General features: G+C 69.9%; 15 protein-coding genes. 4 read left to right on the forward strand and 11 right to left on the reverse strand.

The annotated features are described in order from the left end of the window. Positions 1-72: 72 nt before the first annotated feature. From cimA to rimO, 7 genes are all read right to left on the reverse strand, one after another. Positions 73-1,719 carry a citramalate synthase gene (cimA, locus tag AB0I03_RS11010; protein ID WP_360410059.1) on the reverse strand — a complete coding sequence of 549 codons (1,647 nt, stop codon included), beginning with the start codon at positions 1,717-1,719 and terminating at the stop codon, positions 73-75. Positions 1,720-2,013: 294 nt separating this feature from the next. Continuing rightward, positions 2,014-2,751, reverse strand: a complete 738-nt coding sequence (locus tag AB0I03_RS11015) for a hypothetical protein (RefSeq protein ID WP_360410062.1) — start codon at positions 2,749-2,751, stop codon at positions 2,014-2,016. An 81-nt stretch (positions 2,752-2,832) separates the two neighbouring features. Then, positions 2,833-3,627: a hypothetical protein gene (locus AB0I03_RS11020; RefSeq protein WP_360410065.1), complete on the reverse strand. Its 795-nt coding sequence runs from the start codon at positions 3,625-3,627 to the stop codon at positions 2,833-2,835. Between the two features lie 16 nt (positions 3,628-3,643). After that, positions 3,644-4,504 (reverse strand): PspA/IM30 family protein, encoded by an 861-nt coding sequence (locus AB0I03_RS11025; protein WP_360410068.1) that lies wholly within the window; start codon positions 4,502-4,504, stop codon positions 3,644-3,646. Between the two features lie 148 nt (positions 4,505-4,652). Continuing rightward, entirely contained in the window at positions 4,653-5,102 is a 450-nt protein-coding gene (locus AB0I03_RS11030) for a helix-turn-helix transcriptional regulator (RefSeq protein WP_360410071.1), read from the reverse strand. 55 nt (positions 5,103-5,157) lie between these two features. Then, on the reverse strand, positions 5,158-5,739 hold the full coding sequence (gene pgsA, locus AB0I03_RS11035; RefSeq protein ID WP_360410074.1) for a CDP-diacylglycerol--glycerol-3-phosphate 3-phosphatidyltransferase: 582 nt from the start codon (positions 5,737-5,739) through the stop codon (positions 5,158-5,160). Continuing rightward, positions 5,736-7,214 (reverse strand): 30S ribosomal protein S12 methylthiotransferase RimO, encoded by a 1,479-nt coding sequence (gene rimO, locus AB0I03_RS11040; protein WP_360410077.1) that lies wholly within the window; start codon positions 7,212-7,214, stop codon positions 5,736-5,738. The genes pgsA and rimO overlap by 4 nt, the downstream gene beginning before the upstream one ends. A gap of 215 nt (positions 7,215-7,429) precedes the next feature. Between rimO and AB0I03_RS11045 the strand changes: the two genes are divergently transcribed. Next, positions 7,430-8,524: a hypothetical protein gene (locus AB0I03_RS11045; RefSeq protein ID WP_360410080.1), complete on the forward strand. Its 1,095-nt coding sequence runs from the start codon at positions 7,430-7,432 to the stop codon at positions 8,522-8,524. A 50-nt stretch (positions 8,525-8,574) separates the two neighbouring features. Here the strand turns inward: AB0I03_RS11045 and AB0I03_RS11050 are convergent, their stop codons facing one another. Beyond that, entirely contained in the window at positions 8,575-10,956 is a 2,382-nt protein-coding gene (locus tag AB0I03_RS11050) for a DNA translocase FtsK (RefSeq protein ID WP_360411047.1), read from the reverse strand. Positions 10,957-11,267: 311 nt separating this feature from the next. Between AB0I03_RS11050 and AB0I03_RS11055 the strand changes: the two genes are divergently transcribed. Both AB0I03_RS11055 and AB0I03_RS11060 read left to right on the forward strand, forming a co-directional pair. Further along, on the forward strand, positions 11,268-11,969 hold the full coding sequence (locus tag AB0I03_RS11055) for an SDR family oxidoreductase (protein WP_360410083.1): 702 nt from the start codon (positions 11,268-11,270) through the stop codon (positions 11,967-11,969). A gap of 286 nt (positions 11,970-12,255) precedes the next feature. Then, positions 12,256-12,867: a hypothetical protein gene (locus tag AB0I03_RS11060; RefSeq protein ID WP_360410086.1), complete on the forward strand. Its 612-nt coding sequence runs from the start codon at positions 12,256-12,258 to the stop codon at positions 12,865-12,867. Between the two features lie 153 nt (positions 12,868-13,020). On the opposite strand, the gene AB0I03_RS11065 is transcribed toward AB0I03_RS11060, so the two are convergent. From AB0I03_RS11065 to thyX, 3 genes are all read right to left on the reverse strand, one after another. Then, a complete protein-coding gene (locus tag AB0I03_RS11065; protein ID WP_360410089.1) occupies positions 13,021-14,712 on the reverse strand; it encodes a ribonuclease J in 1,692 nt (563 codons plus the stop codon). Beyond that, positions 14,712-15,563, reverse strand: coding sequence for a 4-hydroxy-tetrahydrodipicolinate synthase (gene dapA, locus AB0I03_RS11070; protein ID WP_360410092.1), 852 nt, complete (start codon positions 15,561-15,563; stop codon positions 14,712-14,714). The genes AB0I03_RS11065 and dapA overlap by 1 nt, the downstream gene beginning before the upstream one ends. 234 nt (positions 15,564-15,797) lie before the next feature. Beyond that, positions 15,798-16,550 carry an FAD-dependent thymidylate synthase gene (gene thyX, locus AB0I03_RS11075; protein ID WP_360410095.1) on the reverse strand — a complete coding sequence of 251 codons (753 nt, stop codon included), beginning with the start codon at positions 16,548-16,550 and terminating at the stop codon, positions 15,798-15,800. Between the two features lie 206 nt (positions 16,551-16,756). On the opposite strand from thyX, the gene AB0I03_RS11080 reads away from it, so the two are divergent. Beyond that, the gene (locus AB0I03_RS11080; RefSeq protein WP_360410098.1) at positions 16,757-17,248 is read left to right on the forward strand and encodes a hypothetical protein; all 492 of its coding nucleotides are present in this window, start codon (positions 16,757-16,759) and stop codon (positions 17,246-17,248) included. Positions 17,249-17,251: the final 3 nt, after the last annotated feature.

Here is a 17,251-nt window from a genome sequence, read left to right on the forward strand (position 1 = left end):
CGGTCTCGTGGACCGGGCCGTGTCAGTGCCGCGCGGCGCCGCTCGTGGGGCGCCGCGCGATGCGGTGGGAGTTCAGGACTTTGCGGAGCCCCGCCGGTTGAGCCCGTACGCGAGGCCGTCGGCGAGCGCGTTCCAGGAGGCCTCGATGAGGTTGGGGGCCACGCCGACGGTGGTCCACTCGGATTCGCCGTCGCTCATGGAGACGAGGACGCGGGTGACCGCGTCGGTGCCCTTGGAGCCGGCGAGGATGCGGACCTTGAAGTCGGAGAGGGTGAGCTCGGCCAGGCGCGGGTGGCGGGCGGCCAGGGCGCTGCGCAGGGCCGCGTCGAGCGCGTTGACCGGGCCGTTGCCCTGGGCGGTGGCGATGACGCGTTCGCCGTCGACGTCCAGGCGGACGGTGGCTTCGGCGACGGTGACGGCGCTCGGGTCGTGGTCGACGATGACGCGGTAGGTGTCGAGCTTGAACGGCCGGGGCAGGCCGCCTTCGACCTCGTCGCGGACCAGCAGCTCGAAGGACGCGTCGGCGGCCTCGAAGGACCAGCCTTTGGACTCGAGCTCCTTGACGCGCTTGGTGATGCGGTCGAGCGCGGCCTTGTCGCCGGAGAGGTCGATGCCCAGTTCGCGGCCCTTGAGCTCGACGGAGGCGCGACCGGCCATCTCGGTGACGAGGATGCGCATGTCGTTGCCGACGACGACGGGGTCGACGTGGTTGTACAGGGCCGGGTCGGCCTTGATCGCGGAGGCGTGGATGCCGGCCTTGTGCGCGAATGCGGCGTGCCCGGTGTAGGGGGCGTGCTCGTCGGGGGTCATGTTGGCGATCTCGGCGATCGCGTGGGAGATGCGGGTGAGCTGCGCGAGGCCGCCGTCGGGCAGCACTTTCATGCCGAGCTTGGTCTCGAGGTTCGCGATGACGCTGAAGAGGTTGGCGTTGCCGGGGCGTTCGCCGTAGCCGTTGGCGGTGCCCTGGACGTGCATGACGCCGGCCTGGACGGCGGCGAGGGTGTTGGCGACGGCGCAGCCGGTGTCGTTCTGGGCGTGCATGCCCAGGCGTACGCGCTCGCGCGGGAGGACCGCTTCGAGGCGGGTACGCAGCGAGGTGACGACGGCGGTGATGTCGGAGGGGATGCTGCCGCCGTTGGTGTCGCAGAGGACGACCGCTTCGGCGCCGGCTTCGAGCGCGGTGCGCACCACCAGGGCGGCGTACTCGGGGTCGTGGCGGAAGCCGTCGAAGAAGTGCTCGCAGTCGATGAAGACCTGGCGGTCGTGCTCGCGGCCGGTGCGCACCGAGTCGGCGATCATCGCCAGGTTCTCTTCGGCGGTGGTCTTGAGGGCCTGCGCGACGTGGCGCATGTCGGACTTGGCGACCAGGCAGAGCACGGGGGCGCGCGAGTCGAGGAGGGCCTGGAAGCCGGGGTCCTCGGCGGCGCTCGAACCGGCGCGGCGGGTCATGCCGAAGGCGACGAGCTTGGCGTGCTTGAAGTTCAGTTCATCGGCCGCGCGGGCGAAGAACTCCGTGTCCGAGGGGATCGCGCCGGGCCAGCCGCCCTCGATGTAGTCGACCCCGAGTTCGTCGAGGAGCTCGGCGACGGCGAGCTTGTCGGCGACGGAGTAGCGGAGGCCCTCCATCTGCGCGCCGTCGCGGAGCGTGGTGTCGAAGACGTGGAAATCCCCGCCGCTGTTCGCAGGTTCACTGCCGTGGTGCGGATCTGGTTGCGTCACTTGGTGCTCCAGTTTTCTACTTTTTTGGCACGGCCGCTGCGGGGCCTACCTGAACGTTCGTTTGCCCTGAACGAAAAAGACCCCCTGCGGGCGGCAGGAGGTCTGGCGTTCGGCGGGAGCATCTAACGGCGGTGCTCCGCGGAACGCCCGCAGCTAATCATGAGCTGGAAGGTCACGAAAAGTAGTATGCCACCGGCCGTGGGCCCGAACCACCATTTCCCGCATCGTGGGATTCAGTGTGTCGTGACGGCGCGTCGTGTTGCAGGGGGCCCTGCGCTTGCGCGCCTTGGCCTCTCACCAGTCGGCCCGCAGCGCGCGGCGGCGCTGCCACCACAGCACGAGGGCCGCGCCGCCCGCGACGGCCACGACGCCGGCGCCGACCCCGAGGCCCAGGCCCGCGCCCGTGGTCGGGAGCGTCGGCTTCGGCGACCCGGACTCGACCGGGGAGGGGGAGGACTGGTTCTCGCTCGGCGCGGGAGCGGAGGGGGACGGCGATGCGGACGGCGTGGGTCCCGGCGGCGGGGCCGCGAACAGCCACTCCTGGAAGTGCCTGCTGGTACCCGTCTCCAGCTGCACCGCGAGAACCTCGGCGCCCTCCTCCGCCTCGGACCCGTCCGCCAGGCCGAGGAAGTAGCCGTCGGCGGTGATGAAGCGGAAGTCGCTGTTGGCGGGCACCGTGTCGAAGACGACCTCCCAGGCGATCGCGTCGGCGCAGTCGATGAGGAACACCGGCGCGGTCTCGCCGCCCCCGGTGGTGTCGGCGCTCAGGCACCGGCCCGAGTCGTCGTGCACGAGCTGGTACCGGCCGAGCTCCTGGAACGCCTCGACGGCGACGAGCCGCCACAGGTGCGGGTCGGCGGTCAAGTGGGCGCCGTCCTCGGAGGCCGCCAGCGGGAGGTCCTCGTGGTCTTTGAGGAACATCTTCACCGCTCCCGCGGGCACGTTCTGGGCGTACGCGGCGCCGCCGGGAACCAGACCGGTCAAGCAGGCCGCGGCCGCGACTGCGACCGCTCGGAGCATCGGGGATTTCATCGTCGAATTAGATCAAATGAGACCTATTCGCCTCATCCCACTCCGCAGCGCGTCTGTCGCGTCACCACGCGTGACGGATCGTCAGCCGTTGGCCTGGGGACCGACGCTCCCGCGGATCTCACTCGCCGCGTCACCGGCCGCGCGCAGCCGGTCGGCGGCATCGGTGAGCAGGTCCAGCGTCTCGTCCGAGCGGTGCGCCGACAGCGCCTGCTGCAGCCCGATCGAACCGGCCAGGCACTCCCCCGCCGCGCTCACCATGTCCTCATAGGCGGCCACGCCCGCTTCCAGGCGCTCCACCATGCGGTCCAGGTTCGCGCCCAGACCGGCGCGCTTCACCTCGGGCGCGATCGCGATCGCCGCCTCGACGTCCTTGACGCCCAAGGCGAGCCGGTACAACTCCTGCCCGGCCTTCGACGCCCCCGCGAGGATCGCCACCGCCTCCTCGTTCCCTTCGAGGCGCCTCGCCATCTGCTCGGCGGCGATCGACGCCCGCTCGAGCCGCTCGTACGGAGGCAGCGCCCGACTGCCCCGGAACTTCGCACGGATGCGCCCGCGCCGGATCGCCTCGGCCGTCTCGCCGAAGAGGCCCTGCGCCTCCTTCGCCAGCTTCGCCGGGCCGTGCAGCTCCAACGAGACGCGCTCGGCGTCCGGGAGCGCGCGGGCGAGGCGGCGGTAGTCGAACCAGCGGACCACCGCCATCGCGGTCGAGAACCCCGCGACCGTCACCCAGATCCCGTCCGGCGTACCGAGACCGGCATAAGGCACGAAGAAGGCGCTGCCGGCGACAGCGCCTCCCGCGGTGGTCGTCCAGGACTTGGCGGAGGACAACCGGGAGCGCAGGCGCTTGAACGCGCGCTTGCGGTCCTTGGCGTCCACCGGGGGTCCCTTCGGGTCAGCTCTTGGTCTTGTCGGCCTCGGGCTCGGCCGTGCCCTCGTCGTTGCCCAGCGACGCGCGGATGTCCGCGAGGCGGGCGTTCGTCGTCGACTCCTTCGACTCGATCGCCGGGCTCACCTTCCCGCCGGAGAGCTGCTCGCCCTCGAGCGACGCGCGGATCTGGTCCAGGCGCGAGGCGCCCGCCATGTCACGGGTGGCGCGGTTGACCTCGAGGAGGCGGCCCTCCACCGAGTTCGAGGCGAGCTCGGCGCGGCCCATCGCGTTCGAGTAGCGGCCTTCGATCTTGTCGCGGATCTCGTCGAAGTTCGGGACGTTGCCGGGGGCGGCGGTCTGCGACATCGACTCGAGCGAGGAGGCGATCGTCTCCTGCATCTTGGCCTGCTCGAGCTGGCCGAGCAGCTTCGTGCGCTCCTGCAGCTTCTGCTGCAGGATCATCTGGTTGTTCTCGACGGCCTTCTTGGCCTGGTCCGCAGCGGTGAGCGCCTGGTCGTGCATCACCTTCATGTCCTCGAGGGACTGTTCGGTGGAGACCAGCTGGCCGGCGAGGATCTCGGCGGTCGACTCGAACTGCTGGGCCTTCGCCTCGTCGCCGTCGGCACGGGCCTTGTCCGCGAGCACGAGGGCCTGGCGGGCCTGCGCCTGCAGACGCTCCACCTCGGACATCGAGCGGTTGAGCTTCATCTCCAGCTGACGCTGGTTCCCGATCACGGACGCCGCCTGCCCCACCAGCGCCTGGTGCTGCTTCTGGGCTTCTTCAATCGCCTGCTGGATCTGGATCTTGGGGTCGGCATGCTCATCGATCTTCGCACCGAAGAGCGCCATCATGTATTTCCAGCCCTTGACGAACGGATTGGCCATTATCGGGGTCCTTCCGGTGCTCCTTGGCGAAGCTTTCGAGCCATAAATGTGTTCAGCCACGCCGACATGCCTCTAGTGTCGGACATCGGCGCCACTTGCGTGGGACAGGGTGGCGCCTCAATCGCCAAAACTACATCATCGGCTGATTTCAAGCCGCCGCGCGGACCACCGAATCGGTCACGTCGCCACGCCGGTGCCGAGAGCGGACCTGCGCAATCGAAGCGGGCGCCGCCGACAGGGCGCGCCGCCGACGGGCGACCTCCTCCTGGACGTCGCTCTCGGCCTTGTCGCGCGGCCGGGGCAGCACCGCGACCTGGCGGCCCTGCGCCAGCGCCTCGCGCCCCAGGGACTCGGCCTCGCCGCGCTCGTGGACGGCGACCTCGCGCGAGACCTCCGCCAGCACCTCGGACAGGCGCACCTGCAATGCCCCGCACACCGAGGCCAGCAGCTCGCTCGACGGTTCCTTGTGGCCCCGTTCGATCTCCGAGAGGTAGCCCAGGCTCACATTGGCCTGCTTCGACACGTCCCGCAGCGTCCGCTTCTGCGCGCGGCGGCGGCGCCGCAGGGTCTCTCCCAGCAGTTCCCGCAACAACACCATAGGATTCTCCTCCGCGCCGCGATAGCTCACATGAGCTTAGGTGGGTTCCGCAAGCCTATCTCGTCCGGTTCGGCTCGCTCTTCTTCGTTTTGAATGCTTTCCAGAGGTAATCCATTCCCGTCGCCACCGTGAGGACGAGCGCGGCCCCCATCAGCCACGGGCCCACCGCGTCCAGCGGGGACGGCCACGGCCACAGGTACCAGGCCACGGCCGTGATCTGCAGGACCGTCTTGAGCTTCCCTCCCCGGTCGGCCGCGATCACCGTGCGCCGCAGCACCGCCACGCGCAGCGCCGTGATCCCCAGTTCACGCAGGAGGATGACCACGGTCACCCACCACGCGAGGTGGTCGTAGTAGCTCAAGAGGATCAGCGAGGCGCCGATGAGGATCTTGTCGGCGATCGGGTCGGCGAGCTTCCCGAAATCGGTGACCAGGCCGCGCGAGCGCGCCAGCCAGCCGTCCACGAAGTCCGTCGCCGAGATGAACACGAACAGCGCGCAGGCGGCCATCCGCCAGCCCGGGTGCTCCATCCCCGAGAGAACCACGAACACCGCGAACACCGGGACCAGGAAGATCCGGGCCACCGTCACCACGTTCGCGATGTTCCACGGTGAGACCGGCGGGTCCTCAGTGGTCACCAGGCCTCCTCGACGATCTCCGCCACGAGGTCGACACCGTGCGAGTCGATCACCTTCGCCGTCACGAAGTCGCCGGGCTCCAGGCCCTCGACCTCGCCCACGAGCGCGATCGTGCCGTCGACCTCGGGGGCCTGGTGGGCGCCGCGGCCGTCCACGCCGTCGTCTTCGACGGACTCGACGAGGACCTTCATGACCTCGCCGACGCGCTCGGCGGCGCGCTGGCTCACCAGTTCGTCGACGAGCATCGAGACGCGGGTGTGGCGCTCGGAGACGACGTCCTCGTCCACGTGCCCGTCGAGGTGCACCGCTTCGGTGCCGTCCTCGTCGGAGTAGGCGAACACGCCGGTGGAGTCGAGGCGGGCCTCTTCGAGGAAGCCCATGAGCTCCTCGACGTCCTCCTCGGTCTCGCCGGGGAAGCCGACGATAACGTTGGTGCGGGCGCCGGCGAGCGGGTCGACGTCGCGGATCTGCTTGAGCAGGGCCAGGAAGTTCTCGGTGGAGCCGAAGCGGCGCATGCGGCGCAGGACCTTGGCGGAGGAGTGCTGGAACGACAGGTCGAAGTACGGCACCACCTTGTCCGTGCGCTGCATCGCTTCGATGAGGCTCGGGCGCAGCTCGGCGGGCTGCAGGTAGGAGAGGCGGATCCACTCGATGCCCTCGATGGCGGACATGCCCTCCAGCAGGTGCTCCAGCGCCTGGGAGTCGGCGAGGTCCTTGCCGTAGGAGGTGGTGTTCTCCGAGACGAGGTTGAGCTCCTTGACGCCTTCGGAGGCGAGCCAGGCGGCCTCGGCGAGGATCTCCTCGGGCGTGCGGGAGACGAACGAGCCGCGGAAGGACGGGATCGCGCAGAAAGTGCAGCGGCGGTCGCAGCCGGAGGCGAGCTTGAGGTTCGCGACGGGGCCGTCGGTGAGGCGCTTGCGCACGACCGCGAGGTGCTGCGGGGCGCCCGCGTCGAGCTGGGCGGCGTCGGCCTGGGAGGCGCGGGAGTGGCCGGGGACGACGGCGGCGGCGCTCTGGCGCGCGGCGGGGGCCAGCGGCAGGAGCTTGCGGCGGTCGGACGGCTGGTGGGACTCGATCGAACGCCCGGCGAGGATGTCGTCGAGCCGGGCCGCCATGTCCGGGTAGTGGTCGAAGCCGAGCACGGCGTCGGCCTCGGGCAGGCTCTCGGCCAGCTCGCGGCCGTAGCGCTCGGCCATGCAGCCGGTCGCGACGACCTTGGCGCCGGTGGAGGAGGCGTCGAGGAGGACGTCGATGGACTCGGTCTTGGCCTGCTCGATGAAACCGCAGGTGTTGACCATGACGACGTCGGCGTTCTCGCCGTCGTCGCTGATGCGCCAACCGCCGGCGGCGAGGCGGGCGGCCAGCTCCTCGGAGTCGGTCTCGTTGCGGGCGCAGCCGAGGGTCAAGAGCGCGACGCTCTTGCCGGCTTCGCGTGCGGTCGATTCCTCGGAACGGGTCGAATGAGCTGCAGACACCAGGAAAGCGTACCTACCGGCGGGGCGCGAATGCCCCCGGCGGCGGGGCGGGCCACAGTGACCCTGGTCGGCGGGGTGACCGGGCTTACCCGAGTCGTCGCGACCGACCGGTCGCGGACCGGTTACGAATCGGACAATCCGGCCCTTTCGATACCCGCCTGCGCAGGGGCAACAGTGCATCGTCGCACCTGGCGGCCATACCCTAGGCTTGCGCTATGTCCCCCAAAGACATCGCCCCAGCCCATCGCCGTGCCCGCACCCCTCACGTGATCCGCCGTTCCGCGTTCGCGCTGCTCGCCGCGGTCGCAGTGATGACGGTCGCCGCCTGCGGCGCCCCGCCCACCGGCACGCTCCACACCCGCGCCGGCTACACGCTCACCAGCGACGAGGTCCCGGTCTCGGTGTGCCCCGCGGACGACGCGTCCCGGTTCGCCGGCGACGAGGGCCTGCTCATGGGCGCCCACTTCGCGCTCCGCGTCGAGTGCGTGGCGTCCTTCGACGCCCTGCCCGAGGGCTTCCAGCTCGACTACCTGTTCGGTGAGAACCCGAGCCTGTACTCGCCCCAGCCCGGGTACGAGTTCACGCTCGTCCAGTTCTCGCGCGAGCCCGGCGTCGAAGCGCCCTTCAACGCCGAGGCCGGCGAGCTGGCCGCGACGCTGAAGATCGGCGACGAGGCCTGGGACTTCGACGGCGAGGTGCCCGCCCCCGGCGAGGTCTTCTTCACGGTCGCGGAGAAGGACGCCCCGATCACGCTCGAAGTGGTCGACGTCGAACGCACCCAGACCATGGACCTGCGCGAACGCACCCGCGAAGGCCTCATCCAGGCGCTGTACACCGGTAAGGCCGTCGCCGAGTCCGAGGTGGTCGAGGGCTCCGTGGACGGCTCCGCCACCCGCGGCAGCTACGAGTACTCCTTCGACGACTGGCGCTACCAGACGCAGTTCTACCTCGCCCGCGACGTCTTCCAGCCCGGCGCCGGCTGGGTGGCCGAACCGGACCGGGCCCTGCTCACGGTCGAGTTCGGGTGGCTCCACTCGGCCAACGGCCTCGAATGGGCCATCGACCCGAACGAGGCGTTCAAGATCGCCGACGCCAACGGCGCGCTCACGCCTCTCACGTCCGAGCACGTGGACGAGGACCTCACCGACGCCGTCTGGCGCACGTTCACCCTCACGTACGACGTGCCCGCCGACATGCTCGACTACTCGCTGAGCTTCCACCCGAAGGGCCCGGTCAAGTGGCCCGCGGAGGACATCTCGATGTCGATCAGCGGCGACAAGAACCACGAGCTCACCGTCAGCTTCGCCTGAGCCGCAAGCAGGGCCGGTCCGCTTCCGCGGACCGGCCCTTCGCGCATCGTCTAGCCCTGGAGCGAGGCGATGACGCCGTCCAACTCGTCGGGTTTCACCAGCACATCGCGCGCCTTCGTCCCCTCGGAGGGGCCCACCACGCCGCGGGTCTCCATGAGGTCCATGAGCCGCCCGGCCTTCGCGAAGCCCACGCGCAGCTTGCGCTGCAGCATCGAAGTGGAACCGAACTGCGTGGTCACGACCTGCTCGATCGCCTGGATGAGCAGTTCGAGGTCGTCCCCGATGTCGGGGTCGATGTCGCGCGTCGAACCCGGTGTCGCCGTGACCTCCTCGATGAACTGCGGCTCCATCTGGGACTTCACATGCTCCACGACCGCTTCGATCTCGGCGTCGCTGACCCACGCGCCCTGGATCCGCTCGGGCTTGGACGCGCCCATCGGTAGGAACAGCCCGTCGCCGCGGCCCACGAGCTTCTCCGCGCCCGGCTGGTCGAGGATGACCCGCGAGTCCGCCAGCGACGATGTGGAGAACGCCAGCCGCGACGGCACGTTCGCCTTGATGAGGCCGGTGACCACGTCCACCGACGGCCGCTGCGTGGCGAGCACCAGGTGGATGCCGGCCGCGCGGGCCAGCTGCGTGATGCGGACGACCGACTCCTCGACGTCCCTGGCCGCCACCATCATCAGGTCGGCCAGCTCGTCCACGATCACCAGCAGGTACGGGTGCGGGCGCAGCTCCCGGCCCGAGGCCGGATCGGTCTTGAGCTCGCCCGAGCGCACCTTCCGGTTGAAGTCGTCCACATGGCGCACACCGGCCTTCGCGAGGTCCTCATAGCGCATGTCCATCTCCTTGACCACCCACTGGAGCGCGTCGGACGCCTTCTTCGGGTTGGTCACGATGGGGTGGACGAGGTGCGGCACGCCCTCGTAGTTGGTGAGCTCGACCCGCTTGGGGTCGATGAGCAGCAGCCGCACCTGCTCGGGCGTGGCCCGCACCAGCATCGACACCAGCAAAGTATTGATGAGGCTAGATTTACCTGAGCCGGTGGCGCCGGCCACCAAGAGGTGCGGGGTCTTCGTCAGGTTGGTGAGGACGTAGCCGCCTTCGACGTCCTTGCCCAGGCCCACGATCATCGGGTGGGCGTCGGACTGGGCGAGCGGCGAGCGGAGCACGTCGCCGAGCGCCACGTCGTCGCGGTCGGTGTTGGGGATCTCGACGCCGACGGCGCTCTTGCCCGGGATCGGGTTGATGATGCGGATGTCGGAGCTCTTGACCGCGTACGCGATGTTCTTGGAGAGCTGGATGATCCGCTCGACCTTCACCGCCGGCCCCAGCTCGACCTCGTATCGCGTCACCGTCGGGCCGCGCGTGAAGCCGGTGACCGCCGCGTCCACTTGGAACTGCGCGAACACCTCCTGCAAGGCGGCGATGACCGAGTCGTTGGCCTTGGACCGCTTCTTGGCGGTCGGGCCGACCGGCAGCAGGTCCATCGACGGGAGCCGGTAGTCGCCGTCCACGGCCGCGCCGCCGTCCGAAAGAGTCGGCTGCTCGATCCGCTTGGGCGGCGGCGAGTGCTTCGGCGGTTCGCGCACCGGCTCGGGCTCAGGCGTAGGCGAGGAGTCGCGCGCCGACACGTGCTCGGAGTTGAGCTCCGGCACCTCCTCGGGCGCGAGCCGCGGCAGCACCGTCGTCGGACGGTGCACCCGGCGCGCCTCCTCCTCCTTGAGCCGCTTCGCCTCGCGGCTCTCGGCGCGCGTCTTGCGCGGGCTGGGCTCCTCGCCCTCCTCGTCATCGTCCTCATAGGCGTCGACCCGGCCGGTCGCCAGGTCCCACAGGCGGCCGAGCTTGTACGGCACCTGGTTCAGCGGCGTCGCAGTCACCACCAGGACCCCGAACAGCAGCAGGAGGATCAGCAGCGGGAACGCCACGTACGACGAGACGCCCAGCGCGAGGCCGCCGCCCACGAGCCAGCCGATCTGGCCGCCCGCGACCATCCGCTCGCCCATGTCGGACGGCAGGCCCGAGATCAGGTGCAGCAGGCCGAGGCTCGAGAGCCAGAGCGAGGTCCAGCCCACCAGTGAGCGGCCGTGCGCCTCTTCGGGCGGCACCTGCCGCATCACGCGCAGTCCCCACAGGACCAGCAGCACCGGGAGCGCGCGGGTGGCGAGGCCCAGCAGCCAGTCGAGGATGAACGCGAGCCGTTCGCCGATCGGGCCGGCCACGTCGAACCAGACCGCGCAGGCCAGGACGATCGCGATGGCGATGATGAAGAGCCCGAGGCCGTCTCGACGGTGCGCGGGATCGATGTCGCGGGCCGTGGCGGCCTCCTTGCCGACGGAACGGGCCATCCAGCCCGTGGAGCGGGCGGTGCCGACCCAGAGGCCGCGCAGGCCGAGGCCGAGTGCTTCGAGCGGTCCGGGGACCGCGTCCATGCCTTTGCGTTTCGCGGTGGTCTTCTTGGCGGCCCGCTTGGCGGTGGACTGCTTTTGCGAGCCCTGTTTGGTGGTCTTCTTAGCGGTCGACTTCGCCGCCTTGCGCGGAGCGGGCTTCGCGGGCGATCGGGCGGCGGATGCGGCGGGCTTGCGGCGCGCCGCGGGTGCAGTGCTCTTGCGGACCGCGCCCCCCTTGCGGGCGGCGCCGCCCGAACTGCCGCTCGTCCTGGCCATCATGCCCCATACGTTACCGCCCTCATGCCGAGCGGAGTCGGGCCGAAGGCAACCATGAAAACGGTTAATGTGACGGCATGTCGAAAACGATTCTGGTGACCGGCGCGGGCCGCGGGCTCGGCCGGACCCTCGCCGAGCAGCTCACCGCCCGCGGCGACAAGGTGATCGCGCACGCGCGCAGCGAGTCCGCTCTGGACGGTGTGCCGCACGACCGGACGCTCGTGCTGGACCTGGCCGAACCGGCGCGGATCGCGGACGCGGTGGCCGCGCTCGGCCTGGAACGGCTCGACGGGGTGATCCACAATGCCGGGATCGCCCACATCGGTACCGTCGCCGAGCAGCCGCTCGAGCAGTGGGAGCGGACGCTCGCAATCAACGTGACCGCCCCGGCCGAACTGACCCGCGCCCTGCTCCCGGCGTTGCGCGCCGCGCGGGGCCACGTCGTCTTCGTCAATTCGGGGGCGGGGCTCAACGCGGGGCCGAAGTGGGGCTCGTACGCCGCGAGCAAGCACGCGCTGCGCGCGCTGGCCGATGCGCTGCGCGGCGAGGAGCAGCCCAACGGGGTGCGGGTGACCAGCGTGTACCCCTCGCATTTCGCCACCGACATGCAGCGCAGCGTCCGCGAGCAGTACGGCGCGGACTACGACCCGGCCCGCGCGACGAGCCCGGAGTCGATCGCGACGACCATCGTCGGGATCCTCAACGCCCCGGACGACATGGTGGTCAACGACCTCCGCATCGAACCGCCGAACCCGCTGCCATTCAAGGCGAAAAGCTAGCAAATACCCTTTTAAGATGATAAATCCCCCTTAAGGGACCCCTGGCACAAAAATACCGCGCAGGTCCGACACGCATCGCGCCCTCGCCCGCTCGAACCGCAAAGCAAACACGACACCCCCTCATGTTCAGGGACTCTGCGCAGCGTGCCGGGCCAGTACCATCAGGTCCGTGAACACCGACTCTCCTCAGGAACCTTCCATCCCACCGGTTCCGCCCGGGCAGCCGCACATGATGCCGCCGCCACCGCAGGGCACGCAGCCCCTGCAAATGCACCAGCCGCCTCCGATGGGCCCTCCGCAGCAACCCGGACAGCAGCCGATGCTGCCCGTTCCCCCGCCCTCCGACCGGCCCTCGATGCTCGGCCTGACTGTGGCCGGAGTCGGTCTGGCGCTACTGTGCGTCTCGCTGCTCCTCCCCCGCATCAAGATCGACGAGCTCAACGACGAGATGGCCTTCTACTCCCTCTCGGGCCTGTACGGCACCGGCGGCTTCGGCATCGACACGGCCACAGTGGTCCTGGCGCTCGCGCTGCTCGCGGCGGTCGGTATGAGCGCCCACCGAAGCCCCGCGCTGCGCTGGCCGTCCCGTCTCGGAGCGATCGGCACCGCGGCGCTGCTGGCGGCCTTCGCCTACCACCCCGTCACGGTGATGCGCCAGGTCCTGGAAGCCTCGACATCGAGCGACGACGAGTACGAGGACGAGTACTCCGAATCCGCGTCAGACATCGACATCACCGCCGACAGCGGCGTCTACCTCATCCTGGTCGCCGCGCTGTTGCTGGCGCTGAGCACCTTCCTGATGCAGACGAACCCGCGCAGGAACGAGGCGCTCCTGACCGCCCAAGCGATGCAACCACTGCCGGGCACCAATCCGACCGTCACCGTCCACCCCGGCTGACGCAAGGCGCAAAGCGGCGGGGCCGCGCCCGAAAGGGCGCGGCCCCGCCGCTTTGCGTTCACTTGTTCGCGATTGCGCCGCTTGCGTTCTCAGACCTCGAGGCTTTGCTCCTTGCGTCCTCTCATACTTCGAGGCTGCGCTTCTCGCGTCCTCTCATACTTCAAGGACGTGCGGCACGATCATCGGGCGGCGGCGGTAGGTGTCGTTGACCCACTTGCCGACCGTGCGCCGCAGGATCTGCTGCAGCTGGTGCGGGTCGGTGATGCCGTCCACCGCGGCGCGCTCCATGGCGTCGTCGATGAGCGGCAGGACCCCGTCGAAGGCCTTCGGGTCCTCGGAGAACCCGCGCGCGGAGACCGTCGGGCCGCCGACGATCTTGCCGTTCTCGGAGTCGATGACGACCGTGGCCGCGATGAAGCCGCCGTCGCCGAGCATCCGGCGCTCGCTGAGCACGGGCTCGCCGACGTCGCCCACGGAGAGGCCGTCGACGTAGATCAGGTTGTTCGGGACATGCCCGACGAGGCGCGCGCGGCCGTCGATCAGGTCGACGACGTCGCCGTTCTCGATGACGATGACCTGGTCGGCCGGCACACCCGACTCGATGGCGAGGCGCGCGTGCGCCTGGAGGTGCCGGGCCTCGCCGTGGACCGGGATCATGTTGGAGGGCTTGACGACGTTGAGCACGTACAGCAGCTCGCCCGCGGGGGCGTGGCCGGAGACGTGGACCTTCGCGACGTCCTTGTGGATCACGGTCGCGCCGGTGCGCGCGAGGCGGTTGATGACGCCGTACACGGCGGTCTCGTTGCCGGGCACGAGCGAGGAGGCGAGGATGATCGTGTCCTCGGGCTCGACCGCGATGTGCCGGTGGTCGCCGGAGGCCATGCGGCCCAAGGCGCTCATCGGCTCGCCCTGCGAACCGGTGGACATGTAGACGATCTCGTCGCCGGGCAGTCGCACCGCCTCGTCCATGCTCACGAGGAGCCCTTCGGGGACCTCCATGAGGCCGAGGTCGCGGGCGATCGCCATGTTGCGCACCATCGAGCGGCCGACGAACGCGACCTTGCGGCCGTGCGCGTACGCGGCGTCCAGGACCTGCTGCACGCGGTGCACGTGGCTGGCGAAGGACGCGACGATGATGCGGCCCTTGACGTCCTCGAAGAGCCGGTCGAGCACGGGCCCGATCTGGCGCTCCGAGGTCACGAAGCCGGGGATCTCGGCGTTCGTGGAGTCCGAGAGGAGCAGGTCGACGCCCTGGTCGCCGAGGCGGGCGAAGCCGGCGAGGTCGGTGATGCGCCCGTCGAGCGGCAGCTGGTCCATCTTGAAGTCGCCGGTGTGGAGCACCAGGCCGGCCTCGGTGCGGATCGCGACGGCGAGCGCGTCCGGGATCGAGTGGTTGACGGCGAGGAACTCGCAGCCGAACGGCCCGAGCTGCAGGGTCTCGTTCTCGGCGACGACGACGCCGGCGGGCTTGATGCGGCGCTCGCGGAGCTTGGCCTCCACCAGGGCGACCGAGAACCTGGAGCCGACGACGGGGATGTCGTTCTTGTGCTCGAGCAGGTAGGGGATCGCGCCGATGTGGTCCTCGTGGCCGTGGGTGACGACGATGGCCTCGATGTCGTCGAGGCGGTCGAGGATCGGCGTGAAGTCCGGCAGGATCAGGTCGACGCCGGGCTGGTCGACGTCGGGGAAGAGCACCCCGCAGTCGACGATGAGCAGGCGCCCTTCGTATTCGAAGAGCGTCATGTTGCGCCCGATGGCGCCGAGTCCGCCGAGCGGGATGACGCGCAGCGCCCCTTCGGGGAGGGCGCCGGGTGCGCCGAGGGTCTTGGGTCGTGTCAGGCCCATCAGGCCTCCTTCAGATCGGCGAGGGCGGTGGCGATATCGGCGGCGAGCACTTCGTCCGCGGGCAGGAGCGGCAGGCGGGGTTCGCCGGCGGGCACGCCTTGGCCGCCCAGTCCGGCCTTGACGGCGATGATCCCGGGTCCGCGTCCCATGAGGGCGGTGACGGCGGGCAGGAGCCGGTCGTTGATCTCGGCGGCCTTGGCGGTGTCGCCGTCGTCGTAGGCGTCGAACATGGCGTTGAGGTGCTTGCCGAGGAGGTGGGCGACGACGGAGACGACGCCGACCTGGCCGGTGGCGTAGGCGGCGAGGTTGAGTTCGTCGACGCCGCAGTAGAAGGCGAGGCCGGTGGCGACGCGGACGCGCTGGGCCTTGGCGAGGTCGCCGGTGGCGTCCTTGACACTGATGATGCGGGTGTGCTCGGCGAGGCGGGCGAAGGTGTCCTCTTCGATGCCGATGACCGAGCGCGGGGGGATGTCGTAGAGCATCACCGGCAGCTCGACGGCGTCGGCGATGGCGCTGAAGTGCGCGATGACGCCGGCCTGGGTGGGCTTGTTGTAGTAGGGGGTGACGAGCAGGAGCCCGTGGGCGCCGGCCTTCTGGGCGTCCTGGGCGAGGCGCACGGAGTGGCGGGTGTCGTAGGTGGAGGCCCCGGCGATGACGTGGACGCGGTCGCCGACGGCTTCGAGGACGGTCTCGAGGACCTGGGTCTTCTCGGCGTCGGTGGTGGTGGGGGATTCGCCGGTGGTGCCGTTGACGACGAGGCCCTCGCAGCCCTGCTCGTCGGCGAGGTGGCGCGCGAGGGCGGCGGTGCCGGGGACGTCGAGTTCGCCCGAGGGCGTGAACGGCGTGATCATGGCCGCGAGTGTTCGCCCGAAGGGGCGCGTTGCGTTGCGCATGTTGCTTTCACCAATGCTTGGTCCGGCGGCCGGGGCGCCTGCGCCCGGCCGCTCGCTGCGTTTGTAACTGTCTCAAGTTTTTCCGCCGCGCCACCGCGAAACGGCCCTCAAGGAGCGTTGCGGGCCTGCGATCGGCCCGCTCGGCGGTCCTTGCGGGCGTTGCCCGGTGGCGGCGGGGAGTTGCCTGCGGCTCTAGCCCTCGGTGACGTAGGGGCTGGAGGCGACCTCGGTGCCGTCGTCGAGCTTCGTGATCTGGAAGTCGGCGAAGACGTTGGGGGCCTTGTCTTTGAGCTGCTTGAGGCATTCGACGGCCAGCGCCCGGATCTCGACGTCGGCGTGCTCGGACGCGCGCATGGCGACGAAGTGCCGCCAGGCGCGGTAGTTGCCGGTCACGACGATGCGGGTCTCGGTGGCGTTGGGGAGTACTGCGCGCGCCGCTTGGCGCGCTTGCTTTCGGCGCAGCGTGGGGTTGGCGACGTCGGCGAACTGCTTCTCGAGGCCTTCGAGGAGGTCGTTGTAGGCGCTCTGGGCGGCTTCGGCCGCGGCGAGGAAGCGCTCGTGGAGTTCGGGGTCGTTCGCGATGGCCTCGGGTTCGACCATGGCGGCGTCGCGCTCGGGGACGTAGCGCTGGGAGAGCTGGGAGTACGAGAAGTGGCGGTGGCGGATCAGCTCGTGCGTCAGGGAGCGGGAGATGCCGCTGAGGTAGAAGCTGACGGTGCCGTGCTCGAGGACCGAGAGGTGGCCGACCTGGAGGATGTGCTCGAGGTATCCGGCGTTCGTGGCGGTCTTGGGGTTGGGCTTCTTCCAGGACTGGTAGCAGGCGCGTCCGGCGAATTCGGCGAGGGCTTGGCCGCCGTCGGCGTCCGTCTCCCAGGGGACGTCGGCCGGGGACTCGAAGTGCGTCCAGGCGATGAGTTGGACGTCCATCGGTACGATTTCGGGCATCCCCGCTCCCCCTCGTTTCGTGTTCGGTGCCTGTTATTGCTGGTTCTCGACTCCCTGAGGGTACTCGGCTGCGGAGTGTGGTCCGGCACGCGCCCGGCTTCGGCGGGTGCGGGGGCGGCGTGCGGGTGGGAGTGGTGGTTCGGATCGCAGTGTCTGGTTCCAGAACGCCGCTTGACAGACGTCAGAAATGATGTCACCATGGTGTCATGGACTTGACGCCGTATATCGAATCGCTCCGCCGGAGCCTCACCGCTGCCGCCGCGCCCGGTGGCGAGGAAGCCGCGCGGACCGCTGAACTGCTGTCCGAGGCGCTGGACGCGGGCGCTCGCCTGGCGCTCATGGAAGCCCTTTCGGAGGCCGCCGCCGAGATCACGGCGGGGCTCGACCAGGCCGGTTCCTCGGCCTCGGTCGACCTGCGCGTGCGCGGCCGGGAAGTGGACCTGCGGGTGAGCGGCGGCGAGACCGCCGAGATCGCGCCGCCTCCGGCCCCGCCGGTGGACGACGACGTCGCCCGCATCACGTTGCGTCTTCCCGAGTCGCTGAAGGAGGACGTCGAGAAGGCGGCCTCCTCTGACGGCGCCTCGGTCAACGCCTGGCTGGTGCGTGCGATCAACAACGCCGTCCACGTCTCGCGCACCTCGGGCCAGCCCGCCGGCGCGAAGTACAGCCAGCGCATCACCGGCTACGCCAGGGCTTAGGAG

It is taken from the genome of Glycomyces sp. NPDC021274 (assembly GCF_040641195.1).
Taxonomy (GTDB): domain Bacteria; phylum Actinomycetota; class Actinomycetes; order Mycobacteriales; family Micromonosporaceae; genus Glycomyces.

Excerpts from the sequence above, each read along its gene's own strand:
- AB0I03_RS11045 (WP_360410080.1), top strand. The coding sequence starts at position 7,430 with ATGTCCCCCAAAGACATCGCCCCAGCCCATCGCCGTGCCCGCACCCCT.
- AB0I03_RS11025 (WP_360410068.1), bottom strand. The coding sequence starts at position 4,504 with ATGGCCAATCCGTTCGTCAAGGGCTGGAAATACATGATGGCGCTCTTC.
- AB0I03_RS11080 (WP_360410098.1), top strand. The coding sequence starts at position 16,757 with ATGGACTTGACGCCGTATATCGAATCGCTCCGCCGGAGCCTCACCGCT.
- AB0I03_RS11030 (WP_360410071.1), bottom strand. The coding sequence starts at position 5,102 with ATGGTGTTGTTGCGGGAACTGCTGGGAGAGACCCTGCGGCGCCGCCGC.
- AB0I03_RS11055 (WP_360410083.1), top strand. The coding sequence starts at position 11,268 with ATGTCGAAAACGATTCTGGTGACCGGCGCGGGCCGCGGGCTCGGCCGG.
- AB0I03_RS11060 (WP_360410086.1), top strand. The coding sequence starts at position 12,256 with ATGGGCCCTCCGCAGCAACCCGGACAGCAGCCGATGCTGCCCGTTCCC.
- AB0I03_RS11015 (WP_360410062.1), bottom strand. The coding sequence starts at position 2,751 with ATGAAATCCCCGATGCTCCGAGCGGTCGCAGTCGCGGCCGCGGCCTGC.
- AB0I03_RS11050 (WP_360411047.1), bottom strand. The coding sequence starts at position 10,956 with ATGGACGCGGTCCCCGGACCGCTCGAAGCACTCGGCCTCGGCCTGCGC.
- AB0I03_RS11065 (WP_360410089.1), bottom strand. The coding sequence starts at position 14,712 with ATGGGCCTGACACGACCCAAGACCCTCGGCGCACCCGGCGCCCTCCCC.
- thyX (WP_360410095.1), bottom strand. The coding sequence starts at position 16,550 with ATGCCCGAAATCGTACCGATGGACGTCCAACTCATCGCCTGGACGCAC.
- dapA (WP_360410092.1), bottom strand. The coding sequence starts at position 15,563 with ATGATCACGCCGTTCACGCCCTCGGGCGAACTCGACGTCCCCGGCACC.